Genomic DNA, 17,048 nt, shown 5'->3' on the forward strand with positions numbered 1-17,048 from the left:
CATGCAAGCCTTTTTCTCCGACGAACAACTGCTGCACGAGCCGCGCCAGTTCATGCGGCTGGGCCGCATCAGCGCGCCCACCGATCTGCCATCGCGCGCCGGCAGCCTGCAGGCCGCGCTGGCGGCCCGAGGCATCGCGGTGCAGGCGCCGCCCGATTTCGGCCGTGAACCCTTGCTGGCGGTGCACAGCGCCGATTATCTGGACTATCTGGAACACGCCTACGCCCGCTGGCAGGCCTTGAAGGGGCCCGGCGTGGATCCCGGCCCGGAAGTGCTGCCCAACCTGTCGCCCTACCTGAACGGCCGCGTCGAGGCGGACGGCCGGCCGCCCTGCCCCTCGCCGTCCATCGTCGCCCAGACCGGCTATTACCTGAGCGACCTGTCCTGCCCCATCGGCCCGCACACCTGGCGCTCGGCGCTGCGCTCCACGCACAGCGCGGTCGCGGCGGCCGACCACGTCGCGGCGCACGGCGGCGCGGCCTATGCGCTGTGCCGCCCGTCCGGCCATCACGCCCACCGCGACCGCGCCGGCGGCTTCTGCTACCTGAACAGCAGCGCGGCCGCCGCAGCCCGGCTGCGGCGCACGCATGCCCGCGTGGCGGTGCTGGACGTGGACGCGCACCATGGCGACGGCACGCAGCAGATCTTCTACCGCCGCGCCGACGTCATGACGGCGTCGCTGCACGCCGACCCGGCCGGCTACTACCCGTTCTACAGCGGCTATGCCCATGAACGCGGCCATGGCGAAGGCGAAGGATTCAACCTGAACCTGCCGCTGCCACACGGATCCGGCAACGATCCCTTCCTGCGCGCGCTGGACACGGCGCTGGCGGCGCTGGCCGGCCACGCGCCCCAGGCCCTGGTGCTGGCGCTGGGCTTCGACACCTACAAGGACGATCCCATCAGCGTGCTGCGCCTGGACATCGATGCGTACCGCGACATCGGCGCGCGCATCGGCGCCCTGGGACTGCCCACCGTGGTGGTGCAGGAAGGCGGCTACATGGTCGAGGCCATCGGGCCGGCGCTGGACGCCTTCCTGCAAGGCCTGGGCCGGAGCTGAACGCCGCGATGCCTCCTCCCGCCCGCTCCGAGGCCCTGTCCTCGCCGGCCGCCGGCGCGGCCGCCTCGCGGCGCGCCGGCGTGCTGCTGTTCTTCGCCGCGCTGGTCGCCTTCGCCACCTTCGACGCCGGCGCCAAGCGGCTGCTGGAACACTATCCTGCGCCCTTCCTGAACGTGGTGCGCTACGTCGCCGTGGCGGCACTGGCGCTGTTCCTGCTGTGGCGCGCGGGACGGCCGCGCCTGCGCGACGCGCCACACAAGGGGCTGCTGGTGCTGCGCGGCCTGATGCTGGCCACCGTCGGCACCTGCTTCATGACGGCGCTGATCTGGATGCCGCTGTCCGAAGCCACCGCCATCTATTTCACGTCGCCGCTGATCATGGTGGCGCTGTCGCCCTGGCTGCTGGGCGAGCGGGTGCGCGCGGCGCAATGGGCCGCCGTCGCCGTCGGCTTCGCCGGCATGCTGCTGATCGTGCGGCCCGGCGCCGACCTGCCCTGGCTGGGCACACTGCTGATGGCGGTGTCGGCGGTGAGCTACGCGGTGTTCCAGGTGCTGACGCGCAAGCTCGCCGGCCCGGTGCCGGGGCCGGTGCAGTATGCCTACACCGCCCTCATCTGCCTGATCGCGACCGCGCTGCCCGCGCCGTTCTTCCTGCCCGATCCCTGGCCGGCGGCGCCGGACCTGGCGCTGATCGTGGGCCTGGGCCTGTGCAGCGGGCTGGCGCAGATCCTGCTGATCTCCGCCTTCCAGCGCGTGCCGGCGGCCACGCTGGCGCCGCTGAACTACTTCCAGCTGCTGCTGGCGGTGATCTTCAGCACCTTCTGGCTGCAGCGTCCGCCCGACAGCCTGGCCATGGCGGGCATGCTGCTGATCATGGCGGCGGGCATGTTCCTGGCGCTGCGGCGCTGACGGCGACGCGCCATTCAGCGCCTGGCCGCCGGCGGTTCAGGTCGTCTGCCGGCGCACCAGCTCGAACCCCAGGTCCACGTGACGCCGCTCGATGGCCTCGCCGGCCAGGTGGCGCATCAGCAGGCCGGCGGCGGCCAGCCCGATCTCGTAGCGCGGCGTGGCGATGGTGGACAGCGGCGGCGTGGTCCAGGCCGAACCGGCCAGATCGTGAAAGCCCACCAGCCCGATCCGGCCCGGCACGGCCAGCCCCAGCCGCGCGCACTGGAACACCGCGCCCTGGGCCAGGTCGTCGTTGACGAAGAACACGGCGTCGCAATCCGGATGCTCGCGGTGCACCCGGTCCATCAGCGCCGCCCCCAGGCCGATCGAGGATTTCTCCGGCGTCATGATCTCCAACGCCGGATCGTAGGCGCCGGCGTCGCGCAGCGATTGGCGGCAACCCTCGCAGCGGCGCAGCGAGCGTGGATCGAGCTGCGCGCCCACGATGGCGATGCGCCGGTAGCCGCAATCCAGCAGATGCCGCCCGGCCGCGTAGCCGGATTCGAATTGCGAGAAGCCCACGCTCATGTCCGCGCCGTCGTCCAGCGTCTCGATGGTGTGGACGGTGGGAATCTGCCGGGCGCGCAACAGGTCCCAGACGCCGGGCGTGTGGTCGATGCCGGTCAGGATCAGGCCGTCGGGCGCGTGCCGCAGATAGGTGCGCAGCAGGTTTTCCTCGGCCTCGGGCGAATAGCCGGTGACGCCGATCAGCATGAGATAGCCCTGGGCGTCCAGCGCCTCCTTGATGCCGCTGAGGATGTCCACGAACACCACGTTGCTCAGCGACGGGATCAGCACCACCACCGTCTGCGAGCGGGCCGAGGCCAGCGCGCTGGCCGCGTGGTTGGGCACATAGCCCAGCTCCTGGCAGACCTGCGCGATGCGCAGGCGCACGGGCTCGGCCACCTTGTCCGGCGTGCGCAGCGCGCGCGACACGGTGATGGCGCTCACGCCCGCGCGCCGCGCCACTTCCTGCATGGTGACGCGGCCGGCGCGGGTGCTTCGGGGTTTGCGGATCGACATGGGCCTGGGCCTGGACATACCGGGACGGCGGACGGAAGCGCGTAGTCTGAACGAAAGCGCGGGGCTTGCCAAACGGAAAATGTTAGCGCTAACATCCGAAACACAAATACCCGCCGGAACCCGATGCCGGACGGAAAAAACAAGGAGACACCCCCATGCGAGCTTCCCCGCCCGGGCGGCCCGGCGCGTCGGCGCTGGCCCGCGCCGCCGACTGCTGTGCCCGTCTGCAAACACTGCTCATGGTCGCCTGTCTGGCGGTCATGGTCGTGCTGCTGTTCGGCAACGTCGCGCTGCGCTACCTGTTCAATTCCGGCATCAACGTGTCCGACGAACTGTCGCGGCTGGCCTTCGTCTGGATGATCTTCCTGGGTTCGGTGCTGGCGCTGCGCGAACACCAGCACATCGGCGTGACCATGCTGGTCGAGCGTTTCGGCCCGGCCGCGCGGCGCGTCACGCACGTGCTGTGCCAGCTGCTGACGCTGTGGGTGCTGTGGCTGATGGCCGAAGGCAGCTGGACCCAGACCCTGATCGGCCTGGACACGCGCCTGCCGGTCACCGGCCTGCCGCTGGCGGTGTTCAACGCCGCGGCGCTGTATGCGGCGGCGGCCATGGGCCTGCTGACGCTGGCGGACCTGGTCCGCGTCCTGGCGGGCGGCCCCCTGCCGGCCGAATCCAGCGCCGAGAATCCGCTGGACTGATCCCCTCCCCACACCGCCCGGACCCGAAAGATGATCCTGACCGTCTTCCTGATCGTGCTGCTGGGGCTGATCGCCCTGGGCATGCCCATCGCTTTCGCGCTGCTGCTCAGCGCGATCGCCATGATGTTCCAGCTGGATTTCTTCGATACCCAGATCCTGTCGCAGAACATGCTGTCAGGCGCCAACAGCTTCACGCTGATGGCCGTGCCGCTGTTCATGCTGGCCGGCGAGCTGATGAATGCCGGCGGCATCTCGCGCCGCATCGTCAACCTGGCCAGCATGTTCGTCGGCCACATCCAGGGCGGCCTGGGCTATGTGGCCATCTTCGCCAGCGTGCTGCTGGCGGCGCTGTCCGGCTCGGCGGTGGCCGACGCCGCCGCGCTCGGCTCGCTGCTGATCCCCATGCTGCGCGAAAAAGGCTACGACGCCGGCCAGGCCTCCGGCCTGATCGCCGCCGGCGGCATCATCGCGCCCATCATTCCGCCGTCGATCTCCTTCATCATCTTCGGCGTCGCCACCAATGTATCGATCACCAAGCTCTTTTTCGCCGGCATCGCCCCGGGCCTGATGATGGGCCTGACGCTGGTGGCGGTATGGACCTGGGTGGCGCGCAAGCACGGCGCCATCAAGCCCTCGCCGCGCCAGCCCTGGGGCGCGCGGCTGCGGGCGCTGCGCGAGGCGGGCTGGGCGCTGATGCTGCCCGTCATCATCATCGGCGGACTGCGCGGCGGCATCTTCACGCCGACCGAGGCGGCCGTAGTGGCGGCGGTGTACGCGCTGCTGGTCAGCCTGTTCGTCTACCGCGAGATCAAGGCGCGCGACCTGATGCCGCTGTTCGTCAACGCCGCGCGCACCACCGCGGTGGTGATGTTCCTGGTGGCGGCGGCCATGGTGTCGTCCTACATGATCACGCTGGCCGACATGCCGCAAGACCTGATCGCGCTGCTCGATCCGGTGCTGGACCAGCCCAGGCTGCTGATGTTCGCGCTGCTGGTGCTGCTGACGCTGGTCGGCACGGTGATGGACCTGACGCCCACCATCCTGATCCTGGCGCCGGTGCTGATGCCGGTCATCACCAAGGCCGGCATCGACCCGGTCTATTTCGGCGTGATGTTCGTCATGGTGGGCTGCGTGGGCCTGCTCACGCCGCCGGTGGGCACCGTGCTGAACGTGGTCTGCGGCGTGGCCCGCATCAATATGGAAACCATCTGCAGGGGCGTGTGGCGCTACGTGGTCGCCTACACGCTGCTGCTGGTCCTGCTGGTGATCTTCCCCGAACTGATCACCGTCCCCGCGCGCTGGATGCACTAAGGCGCCCATAAGAGAAAAGCCAAGGAGGAAAGACATGTTCAAGCTGTTCCATACCCCGATCAAGACCCCGCTCAAGACCCGCATCCTGGTCCTGGCCGCCGCCCTGTCCTGCGCCGTGGCCGGCGCCGCCTCGGCGGCCGACGTCAAGCCGCGCCTGATCCGCTTCGGCTACGGCCTGAACGAGGAAAGCGTGCAGGGCCGCGCCGCGCGCCACCTGGCGCAGGAACTGGAGAAGATCAGCGGCGGCAAGCTGAAGATGAAGACCTTCGGCTCGGCCAACCTGGGCTCGGACGAACAGATGCAGGGCGCGCTGGCCGGCGGCGCCCAGGAAATGATGGTGGGCTCGACCGCGCCGCTGGCCGGCATGGTCAAGGAATTCGGCGTGTTCGACCTGCCGTTCCTGTTCAACAGCGAGAAGGAAGCCGACGCGGTGCTGGACGGCCCGCTGGGCCAGGACCTGCTCAAGAAGCTGGAGGCCAAGGGGCTGGTGGGCCTGGTCTATTGGGAGAACGGCTTTCGCAACATGACCAACTCCAAGCGCCCCATCGCCCGCGCCGAGGACCTGCAAGGCATCAAGCTGCGCGTCATGCAGAACCAGATCGCGCTGGGCGTGTTCAACACGCTGGGCGCCAACGCCGTGCCCATGCCCTTCTCCGAACTGTTCACGGCGTTGGAAACGCGCACGGTGGACGGCCAGGAAAACCCCATCACCACGATCCAGAGCAGCAAGTTCTATGAAGTGCAGCCCTACCTGACCATCACGCGCCACGTCTATACGCCCTGGGTGGTGCTGGCCTCGAAGAAATGGTGGGACAAGCTGTCGGCCGACGAGCAGCAGCTGATCCGCCAGGCCGCCGCATCGTCGCGCGACTTCGAGCGCCAGGACAGCCGCGCCGACTCGCTCAAGGCCATGGGCACGCTGGAGCAGCACGGCATGAAGATCAACACCGTGTCGGCCGATGAAGTGGCGCGCATGCGCCAGAAGGTGCAGCCGGTGGTCGACAAGTACACGCAGGAACTCGGCCCCGAGCTGATCAAGCAATTGAACGAGGAAATACAGAAGGCCCGCAACTGAGCCCGTCGTCCCGGGGCATTGTCCCCTGGGGCTCGGCTCCCCCGAAGCAAGCAACGAAGCACGCGAGATTCCCATGTCCCAGACACCCCGCAGACTGCGCAGCCAGAAATGGTTCGACGACCCCTCCCACGCCGACATGACGGCGATCTACGTCGAGCGCTACCTCAACTACGGCCTGACGCGCGAGGAGCTGCAATCGGGCCGGCCCATCATCGGCATCGCCCAGACCGGCAGCGACCTCGCGCCCTGCAATCGCCACCATCTGGCGCTGGCCGAGCGCGTCAAGGCCGGCATCCGCGACGCGGGCGGCATCCCGATGGAGTTCCCGGTCCATCCTCTGGCTGAACAGGGCCGCCGCCCCACCGCCGCGCTGGACCGCAACCTGGCCTACCTGGGACTGGTGGAAATCCTGCACGGCTATCCGCTGGACGGCGTGGTGTTGACCACCGGCTGCGACAAGACCACCCCCGCCTGCCTGATGGCCGCGGCCACCGTGGACATTCCCGCGATCGTGCTGTCCGGCGGACCCATGCTGGACGGCTGGCACGACGGCCAGCGCGTGGGCTCGGGCACGGTGATCTGGCACGCGCGCAACCTGATGGCGGCGGGCAAGCTCGACTACGAAGGCTTCATGACGCTGGCGACCGCGTCCTCGCCGTCCGTCGGCCACTGCAACACCATGGGCACGGCGCTGTCGATGAACTCGCTGGCCGAGGCGCTGGGCATGTCGCTGCCGACCTGCGCCAGCATCCCCGCGCCCTACCGCGAGCGCGGCCAGATGGCCTACGCCACCGGTAAACGCATCTGCGACATGGTGCGCGAGGATATGCGGCCGTCGCGCATCCTGACCCGCGAAGCCTTCGAGAACGCCATCGTGGTGGCCTCGGCGCTGGGCGCGTCCAGCAACTGTCCGCCGCACCTGATCGCCATGGCGCGCCACGCCGGCATCGACCTGAGCCTGGACGACTGGCAACGGCTGGGCGAAGACGTGCCGCTGCTGGCCAACTGCGTGCCCGCCGGCGAGCACCTGGGCGAGGGCTTTCACCGCGCCGGCGGCGTGCCCGCCGTGCTGCATGAATTGCAGGCCGCCGGCCGGCTGCACGACGGCTGCCTGACCGTGTCGGGCCAGACCATCGGCGAGATCGCCGCCGCCGCCAAGACCCGCGATCCCGACGTCATCCGCAGCTGCGCGCAGCCGCTCAAGCACCGCGCCGGCTTCATCGTGCTGTCGGGCAATTTCTTCGACAGCGCGGTCATCAAGATGTCGGTGGTGGGCGAGGCCTTCCGCCGCGCCTACCTGTCCGAGCCCGGCGACGAGAACGCCTTCGAGGCGCGCGCCATCGTGTTCGACGGCCCCGAGGACTATCACGCGCGCATCGAGGATCCGGCGCTGAACATCGACGAGCATTGCATCCTGGTGATCCGGGGCGCCGGCACGGTGGGCTATCCCGGCAGCGCCGAGGTGGTCAACATGGCCCCGCCCTCGCACCTGATCAAGCGCGGCATCGACTCGCTGCCCTGCCTGGGCGACGGCCGCCAGAGCGGCACCTCGGCCAGCCCCTCGATCCTGAACATGTCGCCGGAAGCCGCCGTGGGCGGCGGGCTGGCGCTGCTGCGCACCGGCGACCGCATCCGCGTCGACCTGAACCAGCGCTCGGTCACGGCCCTGGTCGACGAGGCCGAGCTGGAGAAGCGTCGCGCCGAGCCGGCCATGCAGCCGCCGCCCGCGCAGACGCCTTGGCAGGAGATCTATCGGAAGATGGTCGGCCAGCTATCCACCGGCGGCTGCCTGGAGCCGGCGACGCTGTACCTGAAGGTGGTGGAAACGCGCGGCGATCCCCGACATTCGCATTAAGCGTTCAGGCGTCGTCTGGTCCGCCGGATGGCGCCTGCGCGCGCGGACTGGGGCGCGACAACACGTAGGCCGCGCTGGCGATGAAGAACAGGCCCACGCCCAGAGCCAGCACCCAGGACGGATGCGCCCCCCACCAGAACAGCGCGTAGCCGACCGCCATGCCCAGCGTGGCGTAGGTCTTGCCCTTGCGCGACACCGCGCCCTGCTCGCGCCAGGCGCGCAGCGAAGGGCCGTAGGTGGGGCTGTCCAGCAGCCATTTTTCCAGCCTGGGAGACGAGCGAGAAAAGCAGCCCACCGCCAGGATCAGGAAAATCGTGGTCGGCATCACCGGCAGGAATGCGCCGATGACGCCCAGCGCCACCATCACGCAGCCCAGAACCAGCCAGATCGCTCTCATCATGATGGACAGCAGGATATCGCAAAAGCGATGCGGCCGATGGCGCGGCCCGGCCGGCCCGTTGCGCCGCGTTCAGCCGTCGTACACCACCGCGCGATCTCGGCCCTCGCGCTTGGCCCGGTACAGCGCCAGGTCGGCGCGCCGGATCACGTCCGAGGTGCCTGTGTCGCCAGGCACGAAACGCGCGATGCCGCCGCTGGCCGACAGTATCAGGGGATCGTCGCCGAATTCCAGCGCGTGGTTGCGCAGGGCTTCGCGCAGCCGGTCGCAGACCGCCAGCGCGGTGCCGGGATCATCGCCGTCCAACAGCACCAGGAACTCCTCGCCACCCAGCCGTCCGATGGCGTCGCCGCCGCGCACGCAGGCGCGCAGCTGGTCGCAGAAGTGCCGCAATGCGGCGTCGCCGGCCAGGTGCCCGTAGCGGTCGTTGACCTGCTTGAAGAAATCCAGGTCCAACATCAGCGCGGTGAAGGCCGCTCCCGGATCCAGGCGCGCGGCGTTCAGCTTCAGGCTCATGCGCCGCAGGATCTCGGCCCGGTTCCAGCAGCCGGTCAGGCTGTCCACCGTCGCCATCCTGGCGATCGCGGCCTGCGCCCGCCGGCTTTCGGTGGCATCCAGTCCGATGTTGATGATGCGGCCGTCGGGCAGGCTGACGTTCGACCACATCACGGTCAGCCGCTCACCCGCGCGCGTCAGCGGGTGCCACTCGCGGAACGCGCGGCACGGCGCGCTGTCCACGCTTTCGCGCACCCGCGCCCGGTCCGATGGATCGGGATAGAACAGCGCCAGCGGATCGTCCTGGCGGTTGATCTCGGCGATCGACCAGCCGAAGCGGCGTTCGCACTCCTCGTTCCACAAGGTGCAGCGGCCGTCCGAGTCGAAGGCGTTGATCAGCACCGGCGCGCTGTGGAACAGCGCCTCATACTGCGTCACCAGCCCGCGCCAATAGTCGGCGCGACGGCGCAGTTCGCGATAGCCGAGCACGCTGCGCCGCGCATAGGACGCCAGGATGCCCAGGGCATCGCCATACGCGGCGGCAGCGGGCACCGCCCGCCGGAAAACCAATGCCACATGCCCGCGCAACGCGCCGTCCGGATCGCGCAAGGCCCTGGCCGCGCAGGCCCGCGCGCCTTCGCGGACGAACCAGGGCGCGTCCGGCAGCGTGCCACCGCCTTCATCTACCCGGAAGGCATCCCCGCCCGCCGCCAAGGCCACGTGCATCGCCTGGGCAGCCTGGCGCAAGGGCGCGTCGGAGCGCTCCGCGACGATCAGCTCGGACTCGCCATCGCGCGTCAGCAGCACCCACGCGATATCCGCCCCAAGCGCGGCGCGGGCCTGATCGACCAGATAATGGAAGAAGCCCTGCTCGGGGGCGTCGGCCAATAATCGGTTTACCGCAAGCAATATACCGGCGGCGTCGGCAGGCGGCGCCAAGGGATTAACGCCTTCATTCAAGGAAGGGGGGCGCATGGTCTCGAAGTCAAACCGGGGATAAGGGGTAAGGCCATCAGCGGAACCGCAAGGCCTGTCGTGCGGCCGCGCGATTCGAATAACACCGGAATGGCGGCCTGAAGCTGCGCCAGTATAGGAGCAATGCCAGGCCGATAATGCCAAGAATCGTCAAGGCCGTGATTTTGAAACGGGGTTTTCCTGTTTTCCGGAAAATGCGCCTCCTCGCCCTCCACAATCAAAGCCTTCCGGTGACGCGCTATAACTGAAGCCTGTCCCGATCCGATTCCAGGAGTTCCGCAAATGGACAACACATGGCTGACCCAGGCCAAGCGCTTGCAGGCAATCGCCTCCACGGGCCTGCACTTCTGCCGCGACGAATACGACCGTGAACGCTACCAGGAGATCGCCGACATCGCCCATCGCATGCTCGCCGAGCTGGGCGGCGTGCCGCCGGCCCGCATCCTGGAGCTGGTCTCCGATTTCGCCCAGGGCTACGCCACGCCGAAGGTGGACGTACGCGGCGCGCTCATCGAGCATGACCGGATCCTGCTGGTGCGCGAGAAAAGCGACGGCTGCTGGACGCTGCCGGGCGGCTATGCCGACGTCGGCCTGTCGCCAGCCGAGAACGTGATCAAGGAAATCCGCGAAGAAGCGGGCATCGCCGTGTCCGCCACGCGCCTGTACAGCGTGCGCCACAAGGCCAAGCGCGAATACGAGCCCGACGTGCGGGATTTCTACAAGCTGTTCTTCCTGTGCGCGCGCGACGGCGATGAGCGCACGCCGACGCCGGGCCTGGAAACGATGGACGCCGACTTCTTCGCGCCCGACCGGCTGCCGCCGCTGTCGCGGGGCCGGGTGGTGGAAAGCGATATCCAGGCGGCATTCGCGTTCCGGGCCGACGAAGCAAGAGCGGCGGCGTTCGACTAAGACCGACATGCGACAATGCGCGCGCCGTCCGGATCGCGCCGCAAGACGCTTTCCCCTGTCGGCCCCCTTCTTCTTCGGAGCTCCACAGTGCAGTCCTCATGGATGCGCCCGCGCGGCCCAAAGGTCCGCGCCTCCAGCGCCTGGGCCGCCCGCGCGGCCGGCGTGGCGTTGATGCTGGCGGCAGCGTCAGCGGCAGCCGCCGCTGACGCCAACGATGCCCGGATATTGATGCAGCCCGAACCCGGCGCCGCCTACGTCCACGGCCGCTACTACCTGATCCCGCAACCCTACGCCACGGTCAAGCGCGATATCGAACAGGGCTTCGCCGCCACGGCCGGGCTGCGCGGATTCCAGCCGCGCGACGACACCGCGCCCCTGTCGGGCATGGAGTTCTACTGGGTGCAGGTCGGCGCCCGCCATCTCCCGGCGCTGCGCCAGGCCCTGGCCGCCCAGGCCGGCGCGCAGGCGGCGTCCGTGCTGGACCAGGCGCTCAAGACCGGCGCGATCACGCGCGAGGAGAACACCGCCTTCCGCGACGCGATTGCATCGCAACAGGACTACGCCGACGACACGCTCAAGTCCGTCCCGTTCGTGGCACAACCCATCGCGCGCTGGTCGTTCCAGCGCACGCAGGGTAAATCGCGCGCGCAGCAGATCGACTACGGCACGGTCATGGACCTCTCGTCGCTGGTGGACACGCCGCCGCTGACCCTGGTCTGGTACGGCGGCACCGCCGCCACCGTCACGCGGCAGTTCAAGTTGATGAGCTGCATGGTCGGCGTGACCTGCTTCCCGGATCCGCACATCGAGCGCAACACCCGCGCCGCCGAACACCTGGATCCGGCGCTGGAGAGCTATCTGGACGGCCTCGCCTCGCGCATGCAGGCCCTGGCCCCGGCCAGCGCCGGCCACGTCATGCAGGCCTACTTCGATGCCTACGCGCGCGGCCGGCCCCAGCCTGCTCCGATGAAGGTGCAGGCTTCGGCGCTGCCGCCAACCCACCTGCCCGGCATCGCCTTGCCCGCCGACGAAGCCGATCTGCGCCGCTACGACAACGACGACTGGCGCCTGCTGGCGCTGCCGGACGGCAGCCTGCTGGCCTCGGGCCCCGCCGCGCACCGCTATACGCCGCAAGGCGGTAGCGTGCAACGGCAGGCCGTCAGCGGATTGAACGGCGCGCGCGGCCTGAAAATCGCTCCGGACGGTCAGGTCTGGAGCCTGTCCACCGGCGAGGACGGCACGCCCCGGCTTCAGGCCTGGCGGCCTGGCGGCAAGCCGGTAGCCTACGCGCCCGCCCCCGGCATGCAAACCTGGCGCGTCAGCAACTGGACCATACGCGCCGGCGGCGGCGTCGCCCTGCGCCTGGACGACCAGCTATACGCGCTGACGCCGCAAGGCCGCTGGAGCCAGCACACCTGGGACGCGAAGCCGCGCAGCGCCGCCAGCGACGCGGTGGAACACGCCCTGCCCTGGATCCATAGCCCGGCCATCCATTTCGGCGATGGCCTGTTCTGGGCCGCCGATCGCGACGGCTACGGCATCGACCCGGACACGGCCCGCGTCAGCCGCAGCATCAAGACCTCGACCGGCAAGCTCTTCTTCGGCAGCCATGCGGGCGGCTGGGCGCTGGCGCCCGCGACCGATACCGAAGGCGCCCAGATATTCCGCATCATCGATCCGGCCAGCGGCCTGCCCCGCTTCGATCTGGCCACGCCCGCCGCGAACTACACGTCCAGCGTGGCGCGCAGCGCGCACGGCCGCCTGCTGGCGATCAGCGGCGGTGAGTCGGCGGTGACGGTGATCGACATGAAAAGCGGAGAGATCGCGCTCAACCTGCGCGTATCCGACAGCCATAGCGTCAGCGCCATGGCGTTCTCATGGAAAGGCGACAAGTTGTGGATCTATGCCCGCGCCCAGGGTAACGGCCCGCCCAGCGAACTCACCGCCTGGGACGTGCCCGCCGGCCTGATCGACGGCGCCGAAGGCAGGAACACTCCGGACCAGCTACGTTGCGGATATTCGATGGAGTGCAAGTGAGCGATATCGGCGCGGCCCGGCGCTACACGGCGTGCCGGGTCGCGCGGATCCGCACGGTCAATTCCGGACGATCCGGAATGTCGCCCGCGATGTCGATGCGGTCGCCGTGCAGCATGCCGACGATCCTCAGCCGGTAATCGGTCAGCCCGGGCAGGATCGGCGGCAGCGCCTGGTTGACCTGTCGGATGTGCAGCTGGCCGATGACATTCTCGCCGGTCGCGCTCAGCATGCCCGTACAGATGAAGCCGGCGTTGCCGCCCAACGCCCGGCCCTCGTTCACCACGATGACGCCACTGCGTTCCGTGCCTTCTATGCTCCATTGAAGCAGCCAGAGTCCATCGATCATGGCGCATCTCCCGTGGTGGTTGCGTTCGACAATACGGCTCGGCATTGCAACACTCTTGCAAACGGGTGAGGACAATGGGCGCCGTCTCACGCAAGACAACGGCGCTGGAATCACGGTAGCAGCGAAACCTTACGCGAAGCTAAGCGACGGGGCGCGCACACGACCGCAATGCGGATGCGGGTACGAAAGAAAGTACGGAAGCAGAGCCTGCGACCCCATTTACCGCCAAGCACCGGACGCGCCTCAGCGGGAGCCGCCCGATGCCGGCGCGGCGAGCGCACTGAAAAAGGCAACGACCGCCGCCGTGGCATCCAGGTTGCGCGAGCGCGTGCCGCTTTCGGGATCGGCCGGCCGGCGCCCCGAGGGCCAGGCATGGCCGCCGCCGTCGATGACATACAGCACGGCCGGCGGAGCGCCCGCGCAGCCGTATTCGCGACGCTCGACGCGCGTGCCGTCGCCCGCCGCATCGGGCAGGCTTGCCGTGCGGCGCAAGGCGGGACGCGGCGCCGTTGCGCACCCCAGCCGTGCCCAGGTTTCCACCGCGCTCTCGACAGCCAGGCGCGGCTTGGCCGTCGTCGCCTTGGCGCCCACGCCGCCGGCGTAGGGAACATAAGGATCGGCGGTCCCGTGAATGTGCAGGACCGGCTTGGCGACACGCGCCAGCGCGGGATCGATGTCCAGCGTGCCAGACACCACCGCGACGCCCGCCACCAGCTCGGGCGCCTGCGCCGCCAGCCGGTAGGCCATCATGCCGCCATTCGAGAATCCGACCGCGTAAACCCGGGCCGGATCCACCCGCCCTTGCGCCACGAGCATGGCCACGACGCTGCGCGCGTAAGCCACGTCATCTATCTGGCGGGCCTGGGCATAGCCGCAACACGCGCCTGAATTGAAGGTCCGCGCGCCGGGCGTCGTGCCGGAGCCTTCAAGGAAAGCCACCACGAAGCCCCGCTCGGCCGCCGCCACCGCAAGGCCGGTTTCGGCGGCGAAGGCGCTCGCGTTGGATCCGCCGCCGTGCAGGGCCAGGATCAGCGGGCGCGCATGGTCTGCGGCCGTCTCGCCCGCGAGCAGAATCGGACGGGAAGCGCCATCCATGTCCACGGCCAATGGCGCGGGATCGCCGGATGCGCCATGCGTGGCGCTCGTCAGCAGTAGTGCGGCGAATGCGAGGGCGTATATGTACCTGGGAACGGGGCGCAAGCGGGACATGAGGCTCTTCCGAACGACGGTTGGGCGGATGCGGATAGTCGCCTGGCGACAGGCCTTTGACAAGACCCGGGTGGTCCGATGCGCGGGGTCCAGGCAAGCGGCTCCCGGCGAGGGCCGGATCAAGACAACCGATGGCGGCATGCCAGAGGGTTGGGCTCTATGCGTCCATGGCCGCGACGGACAGGGACACTTGCTGCCCGGTATTGAGGGCCGGCTGCTGGACGAACGGTAGCGCCACCGCCCTCAGCTCGGGCGACATCTCGTCGGCGAACTCCAACGCATTGATGGTGGTCTCCATATCCAACCGATCATCGGGGCGCAGCCGGGCCAGATGATCGAGCGTCGCGGGACGCAGCGCCAGCAGCGACCGCCCCTGCCCAGTCCATGTATCCGCCAGCGCCTGCAAGCGCTCAAGCGCCAGACGCTGGCGCGGCGTCGGCGCGAGGTCCAAGGGATGATCGGCCGTCTGCTGTTCCGTCAGGGCGCTGTACAACTCGGCAATCCGGTCGTTCCACCGCGCTTTCATGACCAGGCCGAGCGGATCTTCCTCCAGCGGATAACCGTAAGCAACGTTGTTGACGACAGTGAACAGCCGCGGCTGCGGGACAACCACGGCCTTGAGAGCGAAAGACAGCGAACGGATCTCCACGCTGCAGCGCTCGCGCAAACGTGACGGCGCACGCGGCGGCGTTCTATCACCTTGGCCCGCCGCGGCGATGTTGGTGTTGCCGAGCTTGCCCAGCGGCGCTCGCGATTTGCGCTCCGCATTCAGCAGCAGCTTGGCATTGCGATAGTTCTGCACGATAGACATCTTGCAACCTCCAGACCTGTGATCGGTCAGGAAGTGAGTAACGACCGCGATCGCGGGCGTTCCGTCTAGCGGGCACCGGCGCATCCTGCCGCTGCGCTACCCTGGACGCATCAGGTTGCAGTATTTGCATGCACGGGCTTCGCGTACCTCGACAGATCGCCGAGCAGGCCCACGAACTCGCACTGCGGCAGCCACGCTCTCAATGCCGCCATCGTCGCGTCATTCATCCTGACCCAGGCGAGCTCCAGCGTCTTGATCTTGCCAAAGATCTGATGATCCGCCCATTCCTGTATCTGGCTGACCTGGGGAGGAAAGACTGGAAAATTCGGCGTGCGCAAGGTTTCGAGACTGGGCAGCGTATCCAGCATGTCGAGCGTCGCCTTCGGAACCTGCGCGTCGAGCCAGGTTACCGCCGACACGTGCTTGTTGTTATCAAGACGGATACCTTCGGGAATTACCTGCGGGGTCATGAAATCCTCCCCACAGGTAAAAGATCGGAGCCTGGGAAAATGCCGTTCCAACGAGGGAAGCAGGTACGCACGGTCGATGGTGCTGCCATCGAATTCCTCGACGCCAGTCATGACGCCCAGCTTCCCCATGAGCAGATCGATGGGCGCCACATGGCTGCCCCTGAACTTCAGTTCCAGTCTCTTGAGGTTGCCCAGCGCCCCAACGGCAGTCAGGTCGCTGTCGTCGTCAAAATGCTCGATGACCAGCGTGTCCAGCGCGGGGCAGCATCTCAGCAGGGAACTTGGCAAGCCGCCGGGAACGCGCTCGCCGGGCACCACCAGCTTCCTCAGCGTCTCGAACCCCTGCCCTTCGGCCTGCTCGAATCGAAGCCCCCGATCCAGGAACTCCTGTGCCGCGTCAAGGTACGCTACGCAATGCGGCAATACCAGCGTCTCCAGGGAAACCGGTCTCTTCTTGAAGTCGGAAAGCATCTCCCAGAAATAGCGGGATTGCTGATTCTGCGCAGTGGGACGATATGAAGCATGCGCCAGATCGATATGCTTGACCCAATCGGGCAGCTTTCCAAGGCCGACCGCCGGCAGGGTCACATCCGCTCGCAGGACCGTCGATTCTGAGTACTGGATAAAGCCCTTCTTCTGCAAACGAAGCAGGCGCGACAAATCATCGTTGTCGAGCGCATGGTAAAGCTCGACGGATGGCTGAACGATTTTCCGGGTAGCCTTGCTCACCAACCCCAGGACCTCGCTCATCTTCATATAGCCGGCGGTGTCATCAATGCGCCTGCTCTGTTCCAGCGCGAAACGAAAGATGGCCTGTTGCACTGGCAACCTTGGCAGATTCTCGCCATCGGCAAAAATGCCTTTGCCGGTTCCGTTGGCGAGCGCAGCGTTGCGGGCCGGCGGTTTGGCCATTGGATTTGCCATCGGTTTGGAAACCGGTTTGGGAACTGGCTTGAGCGCGGGATTGAGCGCCGTACTTGACGTCGGATTGACGATCGACGCCACCGCCTGCCCGCTTGCCAAATGGGTCGGCGCGGGCGCCGGCGATGGCTTGAACGCCCCCACGTCAGGCCTGGACTTGAATCGCGGGACGACGACAGGTTCTGGATCTTTAACCGGCGTGGCGCAGAGTGTGGTTGCAGGCGATGGCTTGCTTGTCCCGCCCTCGCGTTCGCGGGGCGAAGTACGGTTGATACCAGGCGGATCATAGACCTTGCCAACCATGACGCCTCTCCTTCTGGAATTGAGAACAGTCAGTGGGTGACGCCGTCCTCATGTTGGTTCCAGCCTGACGCGATGATCCCGCGCCCGCACGAAGCAGAAGACGATGCCGATTTCAGCTGCCCGGCTTCAAGGACTGCCCAAACCTGGCAGGATCCACGCAAAAGAAAAGGGCGCCCCGGCCTGGAGCGCCCATTTCAACGGCGATC

The 17,048-nt window shown here is 68.0% G+C and carries 15 protein-coding genes; 8 read left to right on the forward strand and 7 right to left on the reverse strand.

Annotated elements, in window-relative coordinates; translation table 11 throughout:
- The first annotated feature begins 1 nt into the window (after position 1).
- Both AC6LJ5_RS15105 and AC6LJ5_RS15110 read left to right on the forward strand, forming a co-directional pair.
- Positions 2–1,060 (forward strand): histone deacetylase family protein, encoded by a 1,059-nt coding sequence (locus AC6LJ5_RS15105; RefSeq protein ID WP_103275247.1) that lies wholly within the window; start codon positions 2–4, stop codon positions 1,058–1,060.
- A gap of 8 nt (positions 1,061–1,068) precedes the next feature.
- On the forward strand, positions 1,069–1,968 hold the full coding sequence (locus AC6LJ5_RS15110; protein WP_498140890.1) for a DMT family transporter: 900 nt from the start codon (positions 1,069–1,071) through the stop codon (positions 1,966–1,968).
- A 36-nt stretch (positions 1,969–2,004) separates the two neighbouring features.
- Here AC6LJ5_RS15110 and gntR read toward each other — a convergent pair whose 3' ends face one another.
- Complete coding sequence (gntR, locus tag AC6LJ5_RS15115) at positions 2,005–3,030, reverse strand: HTH-type transcriptional regulator GntR (RefSeq protein ID WP_392409941.1); 1,026 nt, start codon at positions 3,028–3,030, stop codon at positions 2,005–2,007.
- Positions 3,031–3,185: 155 nt separating this feature from the next.
- Between gntR and AC6LJ5_RS15120 the strand changes: the two genes are divergently transcribed.
- The 4 genes from AC6LJ5_RS15120 (at position 3,186) to AC6LJ5_RS15135 (ending at position 7,969) form a co-directional block, all read left to right on the forward strand.
- Positions 3,186–3,728, forward strand: a complete 543-nt coding sequence (locus AC6LJ5_RS15120) for a TRAP transporter small permease (RefSeq protein ID WP_498140891.1) — start codon at positions 3,186–3,188, stop codon at positions 3,726–3,728.
- A 30-nt stretch (positions 3,729–3,758) separates the two neighbouring features.
- The gene (locus AC6LJ5_RS15125; protein ID WP_392409943.1) at positions 3,759–5,039 is read left to right on the forward strand and encodes a TRAP transporter large permease; all 1,281 of its coding nucleotides are present in this window, start codon (positions 3,759–3,761) and stop codon (positions 5,037–5,039) included.
- A 34-nt stretch (positions 5,040–5,073) separates the two neighbouring features.
- A complete protein-coding gene (locus AC6LJ5_RS15130) occupies positions 5,074–6,114 on the forward strand; it encodes a TRAP transporter substrate-binding protein (protein ID WP_103275251.1) in 1,041 nt (346 codons plus the stop codon).
- Between the two features lie 73 nt (positions 6,115–6,187).
- The gene (locus AC6LJ5_RS15135) at positions 6,188–7,969 is read left to right on the forward strand and encodes an IlvD/Edd family dehydratase (protein WP_498140892.1); all 1,782 of its coding nucleotides are present in this window, start codon (positions 6,188–6,190) and stop codon (positions 7,967–7,969) included.
- A 4-nt stretch (positions 7,970–7,973) separates the two neighbouring features.
- On the opposite strand, the gene AC6LJ5_RS15140 is transcribed toward AC6LJ5_RS15135, so the two are convergent.
- Positions 7,974–8,369 (reverse strand): YbaN family protein, encoded by a 396-nt coding sequence (locus AC6LJ5_RS15140; RefSeq protein WP_498140893.1) that lies wholly within the window; start codon positions 8,367–8,369, stop codon positions 7,974–7,976.
- Positions 8,370–8,438: 69 nt separating this feature from the next.
- Complete coding sequence (locus AC6LJ5_RS15145) at positions 8,439–9,749, reverse strand: GGDEF domain-containing protein (RefSeq protein WP_498140894.1); 1,311 nt, start codon at positions 9,747–9,749, stop codon at positions 8,439–8,441.
- Between the two features lie 369 nt (positions 9,750–10,118).
- On the opposite strand from AC6LJ5_RS15145, the gene AC6LJ5_RS15150 reads away from it, so the two are divergent.
- A complete protein-coding gene (locus tag AC6LJ5_RS15150) occupies positions 10,119–10,745 on the forward strand; it encodes an NUDIX hydrolase (protein WP_103275253.1) in 627 nt (208 codons plus the stop codon).
- 228 nt (positions 10,746–10,973) lie between these two features.
- On the forward strand, positions 10,974–12,782 hold the full coding sequence (locus AC6LJ5_RS15155) for a YncE family protein (RefSeq protein WP_498140895.1): 1,809 nt from the start codon (positions 10,974–10,976) through the stop codon (positions 12,780–12,782).
- Positions 12,783–12,804: 22 nt separating this feature from the next.
- Here AC6LJ5_RS15155 and AC6LJ5_RS15160 read toward each other — a convergent pair whose 3' ends face one another.
- The 4 genes from AC6LJ5_RS15160 to AC6LJ5_RS15175 all read right to left on the reverse strand — a co-directional run bounded on the left by AC6LJ5_RS15160 (position 12,805) and on the right by AC6LJ5_RS15175 (position 16,842).
- The gene (locus tag AC6LJ5_RS15160; protein ID WP_158658453.1) at positions 12,805–13,128 is read right to left on the reverse strand and encodes a GrlR family regulatory protein; all 324 of its coding nucleotides are present in this window, start codon (positions 13,126–13,128) and stop codon (positions 12,805–12,807) included.
- Positions 13,129–13,371: 243 nt separating this feature from the next.
- The gene (locus AC6LJ5_RS15165; RefSeq protein WP_498140896.1) at positions 13,372–14,400 is read right to left on the reverse strand and encodes a CE1 family esterase; all 1,029 of its coding nucleotides are present in this window, start codon (positions 14,398–14,400) and stop codon (positions 13,372–13,374) included.
- Positions 14,401–14,494: 94 nt separating this feature from the next.
- Entirely contained in the window at positions 14,495–15,148 is a 654-nt protein-coding gene (locus AC6LJ5_RS15170; protein ID WP_498140897.1) for a hypothetical protein, read from the reverse strand.
- Positions 15,149–15,258: 110 nt separating this feature from the next.
- A complete protein-coding gene (locus AC6LJ5_RS15175; RefSeq protein ID WP_498140898.1) occupies positions 15,259–16,842 on the reverse strand; it encodes a hypothetical protein in 1,584 nt (527 codons plus the stop codon).
- Between the last annotated feature and the right edge of the window lie 206 nt (positions 16,843–17,048).

The sequence above is a fragment of the Achromobacter sp. 1011791174 genome (assembly GCF_059760925.1).

Bases quoted from the DNA above. Each gene is read 5' to 3' on its own strand.
- AC6LJ5_RS15155 (WP_498140895.1), top strand. From the start codon at position 10,974: ATGCAGCCCGAACCCGGCGCCGCCTACGTCCACGGCCGCTACTACCTG.
- AC6LJ5_RS15150 (WP_103275253.1), top strand. From the start codon at position 10,119: ATGGACAACACATGGCTGACCCAGGCCAAGCGCTTGCAGGCAATCGCC.
- AC6LJ5_RS15120 (WP_498140891.1), top strand. From the start codon at position 3,186: ATGCGAGCTTCCCCGCCCGGGCGGCCCGGCGCGTCGGCGCTGGCCCGC.
- AC6LJ5_RS15170 (WP_498140897.1), bottom strand. From the start codon at position 15,148: ATGTCTATCGTGCAGAACTATCGCAATGCCAAGCTGCTGCTGAATGCG.
- AC6LJ5_RS15175 (WP_498140898.1), bottom strand. From the start codon at position 16,842: ATGGTTGGCAAGGTCTATGATCCGCCTGGTATCAACCGTACTTCGCCC.
- AC6LJ5_RS15135 (WP_498140892.1), top strand. From the start codon at position 6,188: ATGTCCCAGACACCCCGCAGACTGCGCAGCCAGAAATGGTTCGACGAC.
- gntR (WP_392409941.1), bottom strand. From the start codon at position 3,030: ATGTCGATCCGCAAACCCCGAAGCACCCGCGCCGGCCGCGTCACCATG.
- AC6LJ5_RS15125 (WP_392409943.1), top strand. From the start codon at position 3,759: ATGATCCTGACCGTCTTCCTGATCGTGCTGCTGGGGCTGATCGCCCTG.
- AC6LJ5_RS15130 (WP_103275251.1), top strand. From the start codon at position 5,074: ATGTTCAAGCTGTTCCATACCCCGATCAAGACCCCGCTCAAGACCCGC.
- AC6LJ5_RS15105 (WP_103275247.1), top strand. From the start codon at position 2: ATGCAAGCCTTTTTCTCCGACGAACAACTGCTGCACGAGCCGCGCCAG.
- AC6LJ5_RS15160 (WP_158658453.1), bottom strand. From the start codon at position 13,128: ATGATCGATGGACTCTGGCTGCTTCAATGGAGCATAGAAGGCACGGAA.
- AC6LJ5_RS15140 (WP_498140893.1), bottom strand. From the start codon at position 8,369: ATGATGAGAGCGATCTGGCTGGTTCTGGGCTGCGTGATGGTGGCGCTG.
- AC6LJ5_RS15110 (WP_498140890.1), top strand. From the start codon at position 1,069: ATGCCTCCTCCCGCCCGCTCCGAGGCCCTGTCCTCGCCGGCCGCCGGC.